We start from the raw sequence: 18,220 nt of genomic DNA on the forward strand, positions 1-18,220 counted from the left end.
GAATCCCCTTTATCTGGACGGGAAACGGAAGGACGCCGCCGCCACGGCGAACAGAATGATCGCGCCCTGGACGGTCGGTTTGAGGGCGCCGGAGACGCCGTAGAAGTTCATGAGCGTGAAGAGCGTCTCGAGGGTCAGCGCGCCCAGCATCGCGCCGACGACCGAACCGCGGCCCCCGCCCAGAGCGACACCGCCGAGGACCGCCGCCGTGATCGCGCCGAACTCGAGGCCGGCACCGGCCTGGAACGACACTCCGCTGTACCCGCCGATCAGGACCGCCGCGAGCGTGGCGGCGAGTCCGCTGAGGACGAACGCCATGGTCTTGGCGCGCCACACGCGCACGCCGCTCAGCTCGGCGGTCCGCGGGTTGCCGCCGACGGCGACCAGGGTGCGGCCGAAGTCCGAACGCGTCAGCACCAGCGCCAGAGCGGCCGCTGCCAGCAGGACGACCAGGGCGTACGGTATCCGGCCCAGCGCGGGCACGTCCTCGAACGCCGACCGGCCGAGCCGGCGGAACTCCTCGGAGAGGCCGCCCTTCGGGGCACCGTCGGACCACAGGTACACGGCACCGACGAGGATCAGGAACATCCCGAGGGTCGTGATGAACGACGGCACCCGCAACCGCGTGGTGACGAGGCCGTTGACGAGGCCGACGGCGATGCCGAACGCGAGCAGGAGCACGACGACAGGCCAGCCGGCCGACGGATCGCCGTCGATCAGCCGGGCGGCGATGACCACCTGCGCGGTGACCAGAGAGCCGACGGACAGGTCCAACTCGCCGGAGACGATCACGAAGTACTGGCCGGCGGCGAGCAGGACGACCGGCGCGGAGCGGCCGAGGAACGACATCAGCGACGGCGGCGAGAGGAAGTCCGGTTGCCGGGCGGTCAGCAGAACCAGCAACACCGCCAGGATCACGATGATCGGGGCGAGACTGCCGGAGCGGAACTCAAGGAGCCGCAGTGGGCGCGCGATCCGCATGCTATGTCGCCTTTCGCATCGCCCGGCGGGCGTAGACGGCGACCGCCGCGATGATGATCACGCCACGGATCACCTGCTTGAAGAACACGTCGACCTCGAGCTGGTTGAAGATGGCGTCGATGCTCGCGAGCAGCAGCACGCCGCCGACCGTGCCGGCAACGCCGCCGCGCCCGCCGGCCAGGGCGGTGCCGCCGAGCACCACCGCGGCGATCGACTCCAGGTCGTACAGTCCCTCGGTGCCCACCCTTGGTGCGCCGGCGCCGAGCCGGCTGGCGAGGTAGACCCCGGCGAGGCCGGCGCAGAGGGCGCACAGCACATGGGCGGTGACGAGGACCCGGCTGCCCCGCACGCCGGAGAGCCGGGCGACCTCCGGGTCACCGCCCACGGCGATCAGGTGGTGGCCGAAGCGGGTGCGCGCCAGCACGAACCAGGCCGCGGCGGCGACGACGAGCAGCAGCAGGAACGACAGCGGCACCGGGCCGATGCGCTGGTACCCCAGGCCCTGCACCAGGGCGGGTGCGGTCTTGCCGGCCGGGCCGTCGTATCCGTTGTCGAGGTATCCCTTCAGCAGCAGTCCGACGCCGACGGTCGCGATGAAGGGGTTGATCCGCGCTGTGGTGACGAGCAGGCCGTTGACGAGGCCGATCGTGGCGCTGACGGCGAGCGTCAGGCCGATCGCCGGCAGCAGCGCACCGTCGTCACCGGCCATGGTCTCGGCGGCGACGAGGGTGCTCAGGCTGACCACGTACGCCACGGACAGGTCCAGCGAGCCCCCGACGACGACCAGCGTCTGGCCGACCGCGACGAGGCCCAGACCGGCGGCGACGTGCAGCAGGCTCACCGTCGTCGGCAGGCTGAACAGCCGACCGCCATCGACCGTGACGATGAGCCAACCGATCGTCAGAGTGAGGACCAGGGCGACGAACACGCCGGGCGGGGTCCGCCGGGCCGACAGGGACAGCGCGCCGCTCATCCGGCCGCCTCCGGCACGGTGCCGACCGCCAGGGCGACGACCTCCTCCTCTGTCGCGCCGGCGGGTAGCTCGCCGGCGATCCGGCCGTCGCGCATGACGATGATCCGGTCGCTCATGCCGAGCAGCTCGGGCAGCTCGGACGAGACCATCAGCACGGCGGCGCCGTCGCGGGCCAGCCGGCGGACGAGATCGTGGATCGCCGACTTGGCGCCCACGTCGATGCCCCGGGTCGGCTCGTCGAAGAGCAGGATCCTCGGGGCGAGCGCGAGCCACCTGGCCAACACGACCTTCTGCTGGTTGCCCCCGGACAGGAAACGGATCTCCTGGTCCTCCCCCGCGGCGTGAAGCTCAACGGCCGCGAGCAGCTCCCGGACCCGCGCGGTCCGGGCACCGCGGCCGAGCCGGCCCGGGCGGACGGCGCGGCCGGCCAGCAGCGCGTTGTCGAGCACCGACTGCCCGGCGACGATCCCCTCGCCCTTGCGGTCCTCGGAGACGTAGGCGATACCGGCCCGCATCGCGGCGCGGGGCGAGCGCAGCCGGACCGGCGCTCCGTCGACGGTCACCTCGCCGGTACTGAACGGTGCGGCGCCGAACACTGCGCGGGCCAACGCCGACCGGCCGGAGCCCTGCAGGCCGCCGACACCGAGCACCTCGCCGGCGCGCAGCCGCAGGTCGATGCCGCGCAGCTTCCGGTTGCCTCCGCCCCGGACCGTCAGCCGCACCGGGCCCAGCTCCTGCGGCTTCGCCGGGTCGGGGTAGTAGCTCGACAGCTCGCGGCCGACCATGTGGCGCACCAGCTGATCGGCGCTGGTGTCCGCGGTGTCCAAGGTGGCCACCGCCCGGCCGTCCTTGAGCACGGTGATCCGGCTGGACAGGTCGAAGACCTCCTTGAGGCGGTGCGACACGTACAGCACGCCTATCCCCTGCTCCTGCAGCCGCCGTACGAGCGCGTAGAGCTGGTCGACTTCGTGGTCGGCGAGAGCCGCGGTGGGCTCGTCCATGATGAGCAGCCGCGCGTCGAGGGAGAGCGCCTTGACGATCTCGACCACCTGTTGTTGCGCCACGCCGAGTCGTCCCACGCGCGTGTCGGGCGGTAACGAGCCCTCCCCGATCGAGGCGAGGAGCCCCGCGGTGTGGCTGAGCATCGCCCTACGGTCGACGAGCCCGCGGCGCAGGGGCTCGCGGCCCAGACAGACGTTCTCCGCGACGGTGCGCTCGGGCAGCAGGGTCAGCTCCTGGTAGACGATGCCGACACCGGCCTGTCGGGCCTCACGCGGGCTGCGGAACGTCCGCGGGGCGCCGGCGAACTCAACCGTTCCCTCGTCGGGCTGGTGGACGCCGGACACCACCTTCATGAGCGTGGACTTGCCGGCGCCGTTCTCGCCGACGACCGCGTGCACCTCGCCCGGCCGGACCTGGAGGTCGACGCCATCGAGCACCCGCACGCCGAGGAACGACTTGCCGATGCCTCGCAGAGCGAGCAGCGGCGACGGCAGCAGGCCAGACATCGTGGGACCCTCTACATTCACGTCGTCAGCAGGACTGAGTCACCGATAGCCGAATCGTTCAGGTACGGCCGGCATGGAATGACGGCTCCCGCCCGCGAGCTATCGTCGAATAGCCGCGAACTTTCGCCGGCCGCGATGGCGACATCGCGGCCCCGAGGTTAAATGCCTTGATGAGTGTCTGGCAATACCACCGGAGATCACAGTCGACAGCGATTGATACGCCAAAATCTGTTATCGAATCGACTCGTCCACAGTCGCCCGACAATCCACGACGACTGCTGCGCAAAATGTGTTATGGAATCGGCCCGACGACAGTCGCGCGCCGAACCACGACGATTGATGCGCAAAAAGTGTTATGGAATCGGCCCCACCCGAGCCATATTGACTGTTGCGATACGCCGCTGCATGCTGGCCGGCAGACCACGGGAGACGGTCGCATCTGGTGTGACGCCCCCTCTCTCTTCCGTAGGGACTTGACTGCCCGTCACGGCGGACGGGATGACGAGCTGACGGCACACGCGTGCCTACGACGCGCTCAGGCACTCCGGCGCATCGGAGGTGCGGCCGACGCGTGCCCGTGGTCATGCCATCGTTGCTCCGCCGAAATAGGAGACGGCATGCGTCGCATCATATTAATTTTCGGGGCGATCGCGAGCGTGCTCCTGTCGCTCGTCGTAGCCCAACCGGCGTCAGCGGCGCCGGCCTTCCGAGCCCTGGTCTTCACGAAGACGGCCGGCTACCGGCACGATTCGATCCCTGCCGGCCTCACGATGTTCCGGGAGCAGGCTGCGGCCAACAACTTCGAGTTGGTCCATAGCGAGGACTCAAGCGTTTTCACCCCGGCAAACCTCGCCACCTTCGACGTGGTCATCATGTTCCAGACCTCGGGAATGGTGTGGACCACGGCGGCCCAACGTCAGGCGATGGAGAGCTACCTCGCCAGCGGCAAGGGCATCGTCGCGATCCACAACGCCACAGACATGGGCATCGAGAACGAGTACCCGTGGTGGGACCAGACCATCAACGGCGGCGCGCACATGCCGGAGCACTCCCCCGGCGTGCTGCCCGGCACCGCCGTCGTCGCGGACAAGAAGCACCCGTCGACGGCCGGCCTGCCGGACCGTTGGAACCGCAGCGAGGAGTGGTACAACTTCGACCGCAACCCCCGCGGCGACGTCCATGTCCTGGTCACCGCGGACGAGCGCACGTACAACCCTGGCTCCCGCGCCATGGGGCCGGACCACCCCATCTCCTGGTGCCGCGACACCGGCGGCGGCCGGGTGTGGGCCACCGCCATGGGGCACACCAGCGCGGCCTACAGCGAGACCCATTTCCGCAACCACGTCCTCGGTGGCGTCAAGTGGGCGGCCGGCAAGGAGCCCGGCGACTGCGGCGGCACCGTGTGGAGCAACTTCGAGAAGCGCACCCTCGACGACAACACCGCAGACCCGATGGCCCTCGCGGTCGCCCCGGACGGGCGGGTGCTCTACGTCCAGCGGGCCGGGCAGCTGAAGATCTTCAAACCGACCACAAACAGGACCGTGACAGCCGGCACGCTCAGCGTCTACACCGGCGGCGAGGACGGCCTCACCGGACTGGCGCTCGACCCCGACTTCGCCGACAACGGCTACGTGTACCTGTATCACTCCCCGGCCGGAGTCCCGAACGACATCAACCGGGTCTCCCGGTTCACGCTCACCGGCGACACCCTGAACATGTCGAGCCAGGTGACGATCATCGACATCCCCGCGACCCGGGACCGCACGTTCGCCGAGCCCGGGCACACGGGCGGGTACATCGAGTTCGGCCCCGACGGGAACCTCTACATCGGCACCGGGGACGACGTCCCACCGAACCTCGACTCCAACTGGCAGGGCTACGCCCCGCTGGACTGGCGGCCGGGCAAGGCCAACCTCGACGCCGCCCGCACCTCCGGCAACACCAACGACCTGCGTGGCAAGCTCCTGCGCATCCGGCCGTCGGCCGACGGCGGCTACACCATCCCGGCCGGCAACCTCTACCCGCAAGGCACAGCCAAGACCCGGCCGGAGGTCTACGCGATGGGCTTCCGCAACCCGTTCCGCTTCTCGATCGACCCGAAGAACGGGTGGGTCTACCTCGCCGACTACGGCCCGGACCGGGGCGCCCCCACGACGAACCGCGGCCCCGAAGGGCTCGTCGAGCTCAACGTCATCAAGGCCCCGGGCAACTACGGCTGGCCGTTCTGCCACGGCGACAACCAGGCCTACGCGCCCTACAACCCGGACACCCGCGTCGTCGGCGCCAAGTTCAACTGCAACGCGCCGGTCAACAACTCGCCGAACAACACCGGCCTGACCAGCCTCAAGCCGATCGTCGCGCCGAACATGTGGTACGGCTACGGCGTCTCGCCGGACTTTCCCGAACTCGGCTCCGGCGCCTCGGCGCCGATGGGCGGACCGGTCTACCGCTACGACGCCGCAAACCCGTCCGGGACGAAGTTCCCGCCCTACTACGACGGGGTCCACTTCTTCTACGAGTGGTCGCGCCACTCCATCAAGGAGGTCCACTTCGACTCCGCGACCGCGGTCACCCGGACCAACCCCTTCATGCCCGCCGGCAAGTTCCTCAAGCCGATGGACATGGAGTTCGGGCCGGACGGCTCGCTGTACCTGCTCGAGTGGGGGACCAACTTCTTCGGTGGCAACAACGACTCGGGGCTTTACCGCATCGACTACAACAAGGGCGGACGGTCGCCGATCGCCAAAGCCACCGGAACGCCCACCAGCGGGAACGCGCCGTTGACCGTGCAGTTCAGCAGCGCTGGGTCCACGGACCCGGATCCCGGTAACACGCTCAGCTACCACTGGACATTCGGCGACGGCACCACGTCCACGGCGGCCAACCCGTCACACACCTACACCGCCAACGGCAACTACACCGCCCAGCTCAAGGTCACCGACAACACCGGCAAGACAGCCTTCGCCAACGTGCCGATCACCGTGGGCAACACCGCACCGAAGGTCACCATCACGATTCCGCCCGACGGCGGCATGCTGGACTTCGGCGACCGCGTCCCGTACAAGGTGTCCGTCTCGGACCCCGGCGGCGCGCCCGTCGACTGCACCAAGGTATTCGTCAACCCCGCCCTCGGCCACGACGACCACCAGCACGAGACCACGGACTACCCGGGATGCTCGGGCACCATCGACACGACGCTGCTCGGCGGGCACCCTGACGGCGCCAACCTGTACTACGTCCTCAACGCCCGCTACACCGACGACGGCGGCCCCGGCGGTGCGGCCCCGCTCACCGGCTACGCTCACGCGATCCTCCAGCCCAAGCACAAGCAGGCCGAGTTCTACACGGACCAGTCGGGTGTGCGGGTCGTCGAGCAGGCCGGCGCGGAGAGCGGCAAGCGGGTCGGCGACATCTCCGACAACGACTGGATCGCGTTCGACCCGATGAGCCTGTCGGGCATCACGAGCGTGAGCTACCGCCTGTCGTCGCCGAGCGGCGGCGGATCGATCGAACTGCGCGCCGACTCCCCGACCGGCACACTCCTGGCCAGGACACCGGTGCCCAGCACCGGCGGCTGGAACAACTACCAGTCCACGCCGGCGGTGAACACGGCCGATCTCGCCGGCTCGCACCGGCTCTACCTGGTGTTCAAGGGCACCTCGAACAACTGGTTCGACCTCGACTCGCTCACCTTCGGCGGCGACGGGGTCGGCGAACCGGGCAGCGGCAGCGGTGGCGTGGCCGGTCGGACCTGGACGGTCGCAGCGCAGCACAGCGGCAAACTCATGGACGTCAGCGACGCCTCGACCGCTGACGGCGCCCAGATCGTCCAGTGGCCGGCCACCGGCGGCAACAACCAGAAATGGCAGGCCGTCGACGCCGGTGGCGGCGCCGTCCACCTGAAGGCGGCGCACAGCGACAAGTGCCTCGCCGTCACCAGCGGGTCCACCGCCCAGGGCGCGTTCCTGCAGCAGTCCACCTGCAACAACGGCAACCCGCAGAAGTTCCTCGTCACACCGACCACCACGGTGGGCGTGTACACGGTGAAAAGCCTCCCCAGTGGACTGTGCGTCGACGTCAACGGCGGCTCGACGGCCGACGGCGCACGACTCCTGCAATGGAGCTGCCACAGCGGCACCAACCAGCAGTGGCGGTTCACCGCCGTGTAGCCCGTCCGAACGGGATGCCCGGCGCGGTTGCGCGCCGGGCATCCCTCCCTACGAACCTGTGAGGAACCGTCATGGTGTTTCGGATACCTCGGCCCCCTACCGACGGCTGTCCGCGCTGGGCACCGTCCTGGCGCTTGTCGCCGTCGGCGCCGCCGCGGTGGCGGCACCGATCGAGCCCGGGCAGGGCGCCCCCCTCGTGGGCGCGCAGTCCGGCCGCTGCCTGACCGTCCCCGGCTCCGGCACCACCAACGGCACCCAGACCCAACTCCGGGACTGCACCGGCGCGGCCGGCCAGACCTGGACCTACACCGCCGGCAAACAACCGACCGTCCACGGCGGCACCAACCAGCAGTGGCGCCGTCGTTGAGCGGCGGCGCCGTCCTTCTACTTGCCTGAAAACCCCGGAAGGGCCACCGCACAGTGGCAGGTGGCCCTTCCGGCGTGCCGCGTCAGCTCAGGGCAGGATCCATTTCTGGTTGGTTCCACCGTGGCAGGTCCACAGGTGCACGAGGGTGCCGTCCGAGGAGTTGGCGCCCGGCACGTCCAGGCACTTGCCCGACTGCGGGTTCCGCAGCGACCCGTCCGGATACGCCTGCCAGTTCTGGTTGGCGCCACCGTTGCAGGACCACAACTGGACTCTCGCCCCGTCCGCCGTGCTGTTACCGCTGACATCCAGGCACTTGCCCAACGCCTTGACCGTCGACCCCGGCGCCACCGTCCACTTCTGCCCCGCCGAGCCCGTACACGACGAGATCTGCACCGCCGTCCCATCCGCCGAGCCGCCGTTACGGACATCCAGACACTTACCCGCAAGCCCCACGACCGGACCCGCGCCGGGTGTCGGGCCGCCCAGTTCCTTGATCCGGACGTTGCGGAACGATACGTCGTCCCCCGTGCCGTGATTCTGGATGCCGACGTGGCCGGCGAGCGAGCGGGCGGGGTCGGCGTTGGTGAAGTCATTGATCTTCACGCCGTTGAGCCGGACCTGGAGCCGCTCGCCCTCCACCAGCAGCTCGAAGGTGTTCCACTCGCCCGGTGGGTTGAGTGCCGCGTCCCGGGCAGCCGTGTCCGGGGCCTTGATGGCGTAGATCGAGCCAGTCGTGCGGTCAGGCGCGTCGGTGGCGTCGATCTGGACCTCGTAGCCGTTGTTCAGTGCCGACGCCGGGTCGCTCGACGGTGGGAAGCCCACGATCACGCCGGAGTTGTCGTCGCCGGACATCTTCCAGTCCAGCTTCAGCGAGTAGTTGGTGAACTGCCGGGCGCTGTACCAGAGCATGCCCAGGCCGCCGTACGAGGCGAGGGTGGCGTCCGAGTTGGTGAAACCCCCTGGGCCGGCCTGCGACCAGCCGGTGGTCGAGCCGTTGTAGAGGGTCGTATAGCCGTTCTCGGGCCGGCAGTCGGCCTTGGTCCGGCCTGCCGCGTACCGGATGCCGCCGAGCAGGTGCGCCCGGAACGCCGGCTCCGCGTACGACGCCTGGCTGTGCCCGCCGCCGGTGTAGAAGGCCCGGCCCCCCGAGTAGGCCTTGCACCAGGTGTGCGGGTGGTCGGCGCCCATCGAGCCGCCCGAGTACGACGACTCGTCCAGCGTGGCGAGCACGCGCGCGGTGGTACGGGGGTTGGTCCGGAAGTTGTACCACTCATCGGTGCGGGTCCAGGTCTGCGGCAGGTGGGCGGTCGCCGCGTGCGCCCGCCCCTCCACCTTGACGTTGGCCTGCTGGACAGCGGGGTGCGAGGCGAAGTAGGCGCCGACCAGATCGCCGTAGAACGGCCAGTTGTACTCCGTGTCCGCGGCCGAGTGGACGCCGACGAAGCCGCCGCCTGAGCCGATGTACGACTGGAACGCCGACTGCTGGGCGTCGTTCAGAACGTCGCCGGTGGTGTTGAGGAAGATCACCGCCTCGTAACGGCTCAGGTTGCTGGTGGTGAAGTGGTTGCCGTCCTCCGTGGTCGTCACCGTGAAACTGTTCGCTGCGCCGAGGTCGCGGATGGCCTGGGTCCCCGCCGGGATCGAGTCGTGCCGGAAACCGGCCGTCTTGGAGAACACGAGGACGTCGTAGGACGTGTCCGCGGCATTGACGGGGCTGGGCTGCCCGAGGAGGGCCAGGGCGGCGAGTGTCGCGACCGCCCCACCAAGCAGGGTTCGGGGTTTTCTGCGCATGTCCGTCGCTCTCTTCTTGGTGACAGATATCAGGGCAGGGTCCATTTCTGGTTGGTTCCGCCGTGGCAGGTCCACAGGTGCACGAGGGTGCCGTCCGAGGAGTTGGCGCCCGACACGTCCAGGCACTTGCCCGACTGCGGGCTCCGCAGCGACCCGTCCGGATACGCCTGCCAGTTCTGGTTGGCGCCACCGTTGCACGACCACAACTGGACCTTCGTCCCGTCCGCCGTGCTGTTACCGCTGACATCCAGGCACTTGCCCAACGCCTTGACCGTCGACCCCGGCGCCACCGTCCACTTCTGCCCCGCCGAGCCCGTACACGACGAGATCTGCACCGCCGTCCCATCCGCCGAGCTGCCGCCACGGACATCCAGACACTTGTCCGAGAGCCCCACGATCGGACCCGCGCCGGGTGTCGGGCCGCCGCCGGAGTTGAAGGTGAACGCATCTACGTCGAAGAGGAATCCGGAGCCGCCGGCGAAGGTCAGGTAGAGCGTGGTGGTGCCGGCCGGTGCACCGGAGATCGAGCCGCCCACGGTGGTGAAGTTCGTCCACGAGCCGGTGACCGGGACGGTGGCGGAGCCGAGGACGGTGCCGGTCGGCGAGCCGGCCCGGACCTGCAACGTGCCGCCCGCGCCGGCTGACGACACCCGGGCGCTGAACGACGTGGCGTTGCTCAGCTTGTACGGCTCGAATGCGATCCAGTCGCCGTTGTTGATGTCACCGACGGACTTGCCGCCCTCGGCGGTCGACTTGTCCAGGGTGGCGATGCCGGACGATGTCTTGTAGTGCTCGGCCTGCCGGTGCTTCGGCTGCAGGATGTGCTGCTTGTGCGTGGTGAGCCCGGCGTTGTCGGTGTACTCGGCGTCGAAGACCCCGAAGATGTTCGCCGCGTCGTCGTGCTCACCGTCGACCGGGATGGTGATCGTGCCGGAGCAACCGGTTTTCGAGGTGATCGGGTGGCCGTGGCTGTCGTGACCGACGATGTACGTCAGCTTGACCTTGGTGCAGTCGACCGTGCCGTCCTCCGGATCCGTCACGGTGATACTGAACGGCACGGTGTCGCCGAAGGCGAAGATCTCCCCCGCGGCGGGGCTGTTGATGGTCACGGTCGGCGCGGTGTTGCCGACGGTGATCCGCACGTCGGCGGTGCCGGTGGCACCCTGCGGGTCGCGCACGGTCAGTGTGGCCGTGTAGTTCCCGTTCGTGTTGTACGTCTTCGTCGGGTTGGCGTCGGTGGAGCTGGTGCCGTCACCGAAGTTCCACGCATAGGTCAGTGCCCCACCGTCGGGGTCGGATGAGCCGGCCGAGGAGAATGTCACGGTCAACGGCGCCGCGCCGGAGGTCCGGTTGGCGCCGGCCATCGCCGTGGGCGCCCGGTTGCCGCCGCCGACGTAGTCGAAGCGGTAAAGGGCAGAGTATTGATCGCCCTGGTACAGCCCGGCGCCGTAGTCCAGCACGTAGTAGGAGCCGTCCGGGCCGAACGCCGAGTCGATCACCTGCTTGCCGCTCCAGGGGAAGCTGTCGATGGTCCCCGGAGAACCGTCGGCGTTGAGGTGGATCGGCTTGATCCAGCCGCGGCCGAACTCCGTGGCGAAGAACTGCCCGTCGAACGACTGCGGGAACTTCGTGGGCGAGCTGACGTCGGGGTCATACCGGTACACCGGGCCCGCCATCGGCGACTCCGAGCCGCCGCCGAACGCCGGCGGGCTGCCGGCGTCGCCGCCGTAACGGATCCAGGCAGCCTTGGCGGGGGGCAGCGTGCTCAAGCCGGTATTGCGGAACGAGTTGTTCGTCGGCCCGCCCGAGCAGTTGTACTTCGCGCCTGCCGTGTTGGTGGCGAAGTCCCACTCGGCGTACGTCTCGGAGCCCGTGTTCGTGCCGGTGCAGTATGGCCAGCCATAGAAGCCCGGGCCCGTGACGCGGTTGAACTCGACCTGGCCCTGCGGCCCGCGCGCCGTGGTGGCGCCGGCATCGGGGCCGTAGTCGCCGACGTAGACGATGCCGGTGGCCTTGTCCACGCTCATCCGGCACGGGTTGCGGAGGCCCATCGCGTAGATCTCCGGCCGAGTCCTGGCTGTGCCGGGCGGGAACATGTTGCCTGCCGGGATCGAGTACGACCCGTTTTCGTTCACCTTGATGCGCAAGATCTTGCCGCGCAGGTCGTTGGTGTTGGCGGCGGTGCGCTGCGCGTCGAACGCCGGGTTGCGGTTGGCCCGCTCGTCGAGGGGGGAATATCCGGCGGACTCGAACGGGTTGGTGTCGTCGCCTGTGGACAGGTACAGGTTGCCTGCCGCGTCGAAGTCGATGTCTCCGCCGGCGTGGCAGCAGATACCTCGGTCAGCCGCCACGTCGAGGATGTCCACTTTGCTGGACTGGTTCAGCGTGAAGTCGGCGTTGAGCGTGAACCGGGAAAGCCGGTTGACACCCTGCCATGCCGACCAGTTGCCGCCGGTGGTCGGTGCGTCGCCTCCTGGTGTGGACAGCGGCGGGGCGTAGTAGAGGTAGATGTGCCGGTTGGTGGCGAAACCCGGGTCGATGCCAATGCCCTGCAGGCCGTCCTCGTCGTGCACGTATACGGGGATGTTGCCGATCACCCTGGTGGTGCCGCTGGCATCCGTGCGGCGCACGGTCCCGTTGCGAGCGGTATGCAGCACCGACCGGTCGGCGAGTACGGCCAGCGACATCGGTTCACCGACCTCCGCGACCCCGCGGGCTAGTTGAACCTGCTGGAAGTCGGCGGCGTTGATCGGATGCGCCGAGGCCGGGGTCGCACTGGATAAGGCCGCGACGAGAGTGGCCGCGACCAGGAGCAGAGCCGAACCGATGGCCGGCCAACGCGCGGCTGTAGCCGTGAATCTCATGAACATGACAATGCAGTCCCCTTCCTGAACAGGTGGCTGCCAGGCTTGGGGCGCGCGCTGCCGCGCCGATGCCGTAGCGGGATGTCGCCGCTTCGGCCCGCTGGGTGTGCTTCAGCAGGCCACTACGCCGAGCGGGGGCAACCGCTCGGAAACAGTAGAAGTCGATGGCTACCGCGCTGTCGGGTCACATCGACGACCGTGATGGTCCGCCGACAAGGCTAGAAGACTTCAGCCCAAGGTGTCCATACTTCCCTCCGGACCAACCAGGCTTTTGGTCTGTTGTGGAGAAAGTCGCGAAGGACCCGATCCCTGTCAGGACTGGGTGCCATCTCCAACCCGGATCGGCGGGACGCAGACAGGTGCGTGATCGCCGCCGCCCGCCCCGACAACCCAGCCGGGCCCGGCCACACCTTCGCCGACCACGAACACACCTTGCGCACCGCAGCCGAGGCCGCGGACTCACCACGTGCTGCAGATCGTGGCCATCAGCCGCCCCCGGCGAAGACGACCAGTTTCTTTACTGTCACCGTGCTCATCGTCACCCGCGAGGGTGACCGCCGCTGCAAGCTCCCGCCGCACCAACGTGCCCTCGTCGGCCTGGTGTACCTGCGCAGACACGACACCCTCGCCCAACTCGCGGCCGGCTTGTCTCGGGCGAGTTCCCTCAGCCTTGGCGGGGCCGCAGTGTTGTGGCTGCGGCCCCGTTCGGGGGTGGGGTCAGGACGGGTCGCCGTACTGGAGGCCGCGTCCGTTGGTGCCGACGTAGACGCGGCCGTAGGTGTCGGGGTCGCCGGTGATGACGCCGACGCCGCCGATGGCGCCCCACTGGTGGGCGTCGTCGTTTACGCGGAGCCAGGTGGCGCCCCTGTCGGTGGAGCGGAAGACTCCGGTGACGTCCTTGACGGTGCCGATCAGGTACAGGGCCTGGTAGCTGGTGCCCGGCTTGGCCTTGCCGAAGCCGAGGGCGGAGGCGGACTTCACCGAGCGGAGCGTGGTGAAGGTGCGGCCGCCGTCGGTGGAGTGCAGCAGCCCCTTGGCGCCGCCGGCGATCCACAGGTCTCCGGCGATGCCGGGGACGGCGGTGAGGCGGCCGTCGGCGGGCAGGTTGGTGGCGCGGGCTGTGAAGCTCGCGCCGCCGTCGGTGCTGGCGTAGAGGGTGCCGCCGGACAAGGAGTAGAAGGTCTTGGCCGAGGAGCGGTCGGCGACGGCCACGGCGCCGGTGCCCAGACCGCTGACCCTCGACCAGCTCGCCCCCTTGTCACTCGAGCGGTACGGGGCCTGGCCGGCCTGGGTCCAGACGATGGTGGAGCCGTCCGCGGCGAGCGCGACATGGCCGCTGTGGGCACTCGCCACCGGCTCTGCCTTGAAGCCGGTCCAGGTGCTGCCGCCGTCGGCGGAGTAGGCGCCGTCCTTGTCGCCGCCAGTGCCGACGCGCACCATCATCGCGGGCTTGGACTGGGCGAAGTCGATGCCGGTGCTGTTGGTCATCATCGGGTTCTTCAGTCGCCCGGCGGGCACCTTCGTCAGGGAGTCGTGGCGGAAGCCGCCCTGGTCGCCCATGGCGGTGACGACTTGGGCGCCGCCGGGCGGGGCGATCGCGTCCAGCAACGCGGTCTCCTCCAGCCCTCGGGCGCCCGTGCTCCAGTGGCTGGTGCCGCCGCTGTCGGAGGCGTCCGCGTCCTTGCTGCGCAGGATGCCGTTGCCGGTGCCGTAGAGCACGTGCCCGGAGTTGAAGGGATCGATGGCCAGGGCGGTCATCCAGTGCCCGGTGTGGGTACCGACGTAAGGAGCGTCGGAGGCGTTGCGCACCGACTTGTCGGCCAGCGCCTTCCACGTCGTACCGCCATCGGTGCTGCGATAGATCTCGTCCTCCGGCCACCAGCGGCCGAGGGTGGTGACCATCACCGTGGACGGCTTGCGCGGGTCGACGGCAAGCCCGGAGAACCCGTAACTGCCCCTGGACGGGGATATGTTCTTCCACGCCCCGCGGTCCGGCGTGTACTTCCACACCGTGCCCGCCGTCACGCCGTTGGGTCCGAGGGCGTTGGTGTACGTCAGGTACAGCGAGCCGTCGCCGGAGAGGACGCCGTGCTGCGGCAGCTGGCCGGTGGGCTGTCCGGAGACGGCCTGCCAGGTGCTGCCGCCGTCGGTGGAGCGGTACAGGGAGGTGTACTTGTCGTTGACGCCGACGTAGATCGTCTTGCTGCCGGCCGGGCCGTACGTCACGAAGGAGATGCCCGCGCCGCTGCTCACACCGTCCTTGACGGGGAAGGAGGAGACCTGGCGCCATGTCACGCCGTGGTCGGTGCTGCGCCACAGGCCGTTCTTGCGGGAGCCCAGCAGCAAGGTGCGGTTGTCCGCCGGGTTGATCGCGAGGCGTTCGCCCGCGCCGCGGCCGTCCTCGTTGGCGCCCAGCTTGAACGGCAGATCGGCGCGCTTGAAGGTGCGGCCCTGGTCGGTGGAGCGCAGGATCGCGCCGTTGCCCGCCCAGTTGTTGGTGTAGGTGCCCGCCGCGAGGTAGAGCCGGTTGGGGTCGACGGGGTCGGTGGCCACCGCATCGATGCCCAGCAGGTTCCAGTCCTCCTCACCGAGCCAGTCGGTCAGTGGGATCCACTGCTCAGCCGCGGTGTCCCAGCGGTAGGCGCCGCCCATGTCGGTGCGCGCGTACAGCAGACCCTTCTCCTTCGGGTTGAACACCAGACCGGTGACGTAACCGCCACCCACCACTTGGGCGTTCTTCCACACATAGGGTCCGGCTGCGGCCGTCTGAGCCTCGGTCACCTTCACCAACTTCCACTGCTGGTTGGTGCCGCCGTGGCCCGGATACTGGATGACCGCCGCGCCCTGGGCCGTGGTGCCTCCCGAGACGTCCAGGACCAGGCCGCTCTTGCGGGAGGTGAAGGTGACCGCGTCCGAGCCGCTCACCGCGTCGATCCGCCACTCCTGTGAGGTGGAGGAGCTGTCGGTCTGCTGTTCGGCTGCGGCCGCCCGGGCGGCCGAGTTGCCCGCTATGCCCAGGGCTTTGCCGCTGTTGCGGTTCACCAGCTCGTAGTAGCCGTCCCCGGCAGGCTTCAGCCTCCACTGCTGGTTGGCCGTGTTCTGGTCGGTGTACTGCTGGATACGGGTGCCGTCGGCGGTGGAGAAGCTCCTGACGTCCAGCACCTTGCCGCTGCGCACGGAAACCAGCTGGTAGTAGGCGTCGCTGTCAACCTGCGCCGCCTGCGAGTCCTCCTGCACGAACAGGAAGTACGGCACGAGGACGGCGGGCACGCCGAGCAGCAGACCGGTGGCGGTCCAGCGGCGGCGGTGCCGACCGCGGCGCCCGCCGTTCGTGGGGTTGTTCATAGGGAGGCGTTCTCCTTGCATGCTGTTCAACAGTGGAAAGCCTGATCCGGCCACCGGAACTGGCCGGATCCACTTCCTTGTTGCCACAGGCCACGCACAGGGTTGCCTCGAGCCGGGATCCTTTTCAAGTCACCTCGTGGCGCGGTAGGCGCTGAAGGTCGGGCCGCGAGGGAGGAGCTGAGGGTGTGTTCGAGCAGGGCGCACGTCGCGGCAGGTGCGGTGTGCGCACCTGCGCCGGGCCGGTGCCGGAACCGCGCAGCGGCCCCGGGTCCCGGGGGCTGTCTTCTTGACGCCGTCCGGGACGAGGGCCGCCGCCGCGGATGGCTGCCCTGACGCCGGGCGGCACGGATGCGTCCGGTGCCGCCCCCGGCGGTCATCCGGCGATCAGAGAGGTCCACTTCTGGTTGGAGCCGCCGTTGCAGTCCCACAGGTGGAGCTGCGTGCCGTCGGCCGCGGAGGCGCGCGGAACGTCGAGGCAGCGTCCGGAGGCGGCGTTGCGGTAGCCGCCGTTGTGGGGCTCCCAGACCTGGTTGGCGCCGCCGTGGCAGGACCAGATCTGCACCTTGGTGCCGTTGGCGGTGCCCCGGCCGGCGGCGTCGAGGCACTTGCCCATGGAGCGCAGGGTGCCGTCGGTGTAGGCGGACCAGAACTGGTTGGCACGATCGCCGCAGCTCCAGGTCTGGACGGCGGTCCCGTTGGCGGTGCCGGCGCCGTTGACGTCCAGGCACTTGCCGGCGATACCGGACTGCACGCGGGCGGGGGCGGGGGCCGGGTTCCTCAGCCACCCTGCGCGGTCCGCGGCCTGGACACCGCGGTGGAAGGCGTCGGCCATCTTCTGGTAGCCCGAATCGTTGGGGTGCAGGGCGTCGGCCAGGTCGGCCGTGGTCAGGCTGCTCATGTCGACGTATGCGACACGCTTGCCCGCGGCCTGTGCCTCGCTCACGATCTGCGGGATGGCCTGGTTGTACGCGGCACGGTACTGCTCCTCCGTGGCGCTGGTGGACACGACCAGGGAGGCCACGAGAACGGTTGCGTCGGGGGCGGCGGCGGTGATCTGGCCGACCAGGGACTTCAGCCGGGCGGTGGCGGTGGAGACCTGGTAGGACCTGTCGAGGTCGTTGGTGCCGATATGCAGCGTCACGACATTGGGCCGGTAGCGGGTGAGCGAGGCGTCGGCGAGTGCGGCGATCTGGTCGATGCGGTATCCCGAGTGGCCTTGGTTGTCGGGGTCGGACATCGAGCCGCCCCGCAACGTGCCCACGAAGTCCAGCGGATGGCCCTCGGCCGCAAGCTTGTCCCACAACGGCGCCCGGTAGCCGTTGCCCGTACTGCTTCCCACGCCCCAGGTGATCGAGTCGCCCAACGGCATGACCCGCAAAGGAGTGTCGGAGGCGGCGAAGGCAGGGGCCACTCCTGCCGCTGTCACCCCGAGCGCGGCGGCGACAAGCGTGATCAGGGGACGAAGCCAGGACTTTCTCACGGAGTTCCCTCTCTCTTGCGAGTGATTGCTGAATCAGCGGGGCTGATCGCCATACGGGTCAGGAGCGGGTGGACGTGACCTGCCACGGGAGCGCCTGGTAGGGGTGGCGTTACGGGAGCGTGGTCCACTTCTGGTTGTTCTGGCCGTTGCAGGTCCACAGGATGACCGGGGTCCCGTTGGTGGTGGCAGCCCCGTTGACGTCGAGGCACAGACCGGCGTGGACGTTGCGGATCGACCCGTCGGCTTGCGTGGTCCACTTCTGGTTGTTCTGGCCGTTGCAGGGCCAGATGATGGCCGGCGTGCCGTTGGTGGTGCCCTGGCCGGAGGCGTCCAGGCACTTGTCGCCGTAGACGCGGATCTCGCCTCCGGCCCAGGTGGTCCACAGCTGGTTGGCGGCGGTGTGGCAGTCCCAGATCAGCGTCGCCGTCCCGTCCGCGGTGGAGGAACGGTCCACGTCCAGGCAGCGGCCGGACCCGGTACCGCGCAGACGTGCGGTCGTCGAGGCCAGCGGGCTCCCGCCGGTCACTTTGAACACGGCGACACCGTGCGCGGGTACGCTCGCGGAAATCTGGCCGGAGGTGCTCGACGTGCCGCCGGTCCACAGGTCGGTGAGGGTGAACGGCCCACCCTTCAGGCCGACTTGCGCGGCCGTCGAGGTGATGGTCGTGGTGCTCCCACTCCGGTTGAACAGGCCCACCGCGACCGAGCCGTCCGCGAGGGGCTTGGCGAACACCTCGGTGCT

Annotated in this window: 10 protein-coding genes and 1 pseudogene; 3 read left to right on the plus strand and 8 right to left on the minus strand. The window is 69.2% G+C overall.

All coding sequences use genetic code 11. The features are described 5' to 3' along the window. Window positions 1–9: 9 nt before the first annotated feature. Genes QNO09_RS31010 through QNO09_RS31020 form a run of 3 tightly spaced genes read right to left on the minus strand, consistent with a single transcriptional unit; the run spans window position 10 to window position 3,462 of the window. Window positions 10–981 carry an ABC transporter permease gene (locus QNO09_RS31010; RefSeq protein ID WP_283973571.1) on the minus strand — a complete coding sequence of 324 codons (972 nt, stop codon included), beginning with the start codon at window positions 979–981 and terminating at the stop codon, window positions 10–12. Window position 982: 1 nt separating this feature from the next. Beyond that, entirely contained in the window at window positions 983–1,954 is a 972-nt protein-coding gene (locus QNO09_RS31015) for an ABC transporter permease (protein WP_283973572.1), read from the minus strand. Beyond that, the gene (locus QNO09_RS31020) at window positions 1,951–3,462 is read right to left on the minus strand and encodes a sugar ABC transporter ATP-binding protein (RefSeq protein WP_283973573.1); all 1,512 of its coding nucleotides are present in this window, start codon (window positions 3,460–3,462) and stop codon (window positions 1,951–1,953) included. The genes QNO09_RS31015 and QNO09_RS31020 overlap by 4 nt, the downstream gene beginning before the upstream one ends. Before the next feature lie 617 nt (window positions 3,463–4,079). On the opposite strand from QNO09_RS31020, the gene QNO09_RS31025 reads away from it, so the two are divergent. Then, entirely contained in the window at window positions 4,080–7,631 is a 3,552-nt protein-coding gene (locus QNO09_RS31025) for a ThuA domain-containing protein (protein ID WP_283973574.1), read from the plus strand. Window positions 7,632–7,689: 58 nt separating this feature from the next. Continuing rightward, window positions 7,690–7,998, plus strand: coding sequence for an RICIN domain-containing protein (locus QNO09_RS31030; protein WP_283973575.1), 309 nt, complete (start codon window positions 7,690–7,692; stop codon window positions 7,996–7,998). Between the two features lie 87 nt (window positions 7,999–8,085). Here QNO09_RS31030 and QNO09_RS31035 read toward each other — a convergent pair whose 3' ends face one another. Together QNO09_RS31035 and QNO09_RS31040 are read right to left on the minus strand one after the other, a co-directional pair. Further along, complete coding sequence (locus tag QNO09_RS31035; RefSeq protein WP_283973576.1) at window positions 8,086–9,789, minus strand: ThuA domain-containing protein; 1,704 nt, start codon at window positions 9,787–9,789, stop codon at window positions 8,086–8,088. Window positions 9,790–9,818: 29 nt separating this feature from the next. After that, window positions 9,819–12,653, minus strand: a complete 2,835-nt coding sequence (locus QNO09_RS31040; RefSeq protein ID WP_283973577.1) for a carbohydrate-binding protein — start codon at window positions 12,651–12,653, stop codon at window positions 9,819–9,821. Window positions 12,654–13,181: 528 nt separating this feature from the next. Between QNO09_RS31040 and QNO09_RS31045 the strand changes: the two are divergent. Beyond that, a pseudogene (locus QNO09_RS31045) lies at window positions 13,182–13,298 on the plus strand (transposase family protein); the annotation flags it as partial. A gap of 72 nt (window positions 13,299–13,370) precedes the next feature. Here the strand turns inward: QNO09_RS31045 and QNO09_RS31050 are convergent. The 3 genes from QNO09_RS31050 to QNO09_RS31060 all read right to left on the minus strand — a co-directional run. Then, window positions 13,371–15,998: an RICIN domain-containing protein gene (locus tag QNO09_RS31050; protein WP_283973578.1), complete on the minus strand. Its 2,628-nt coding sequence runs from the start codon at window positions 15,996–15,998 to the stop codon at window positions 13,371–13,373. 373 nt (window positions 15,999–16,371) lie between these two features. Beyond that, window positions 16,372–17,478 carry a ricin-type beta-trefoil lectin domain protein gene (locus QNO09_RS31055; RefSeq protein ID WP_283973579.1) on the minus strand — a complete coding sequence of 369 codons (1,107 nt, stop codon included), beginning with the start codon at window positions 17,476–17,478 and terminating at the stop codon, window positions 16,372–16,374. Window positions 17,479–17,587: 109 nt separating this feature from the next. Beyond that, window positions 17,588–18,220: RICIN domain-containing protein (locus QNO09_RS31060; protein WP_283973580.1), on the minus strand; the 633-nt coding region annotated here is incomplete at its 5' end.

The organism is Streptomyces sp. 378 (genome assembly GCF_030124145.1).
GTDB lineage: Bacteria > Actinomycetota > Actinomycetes > Streptomycetales > Streptomycetaceae > Streptomyces.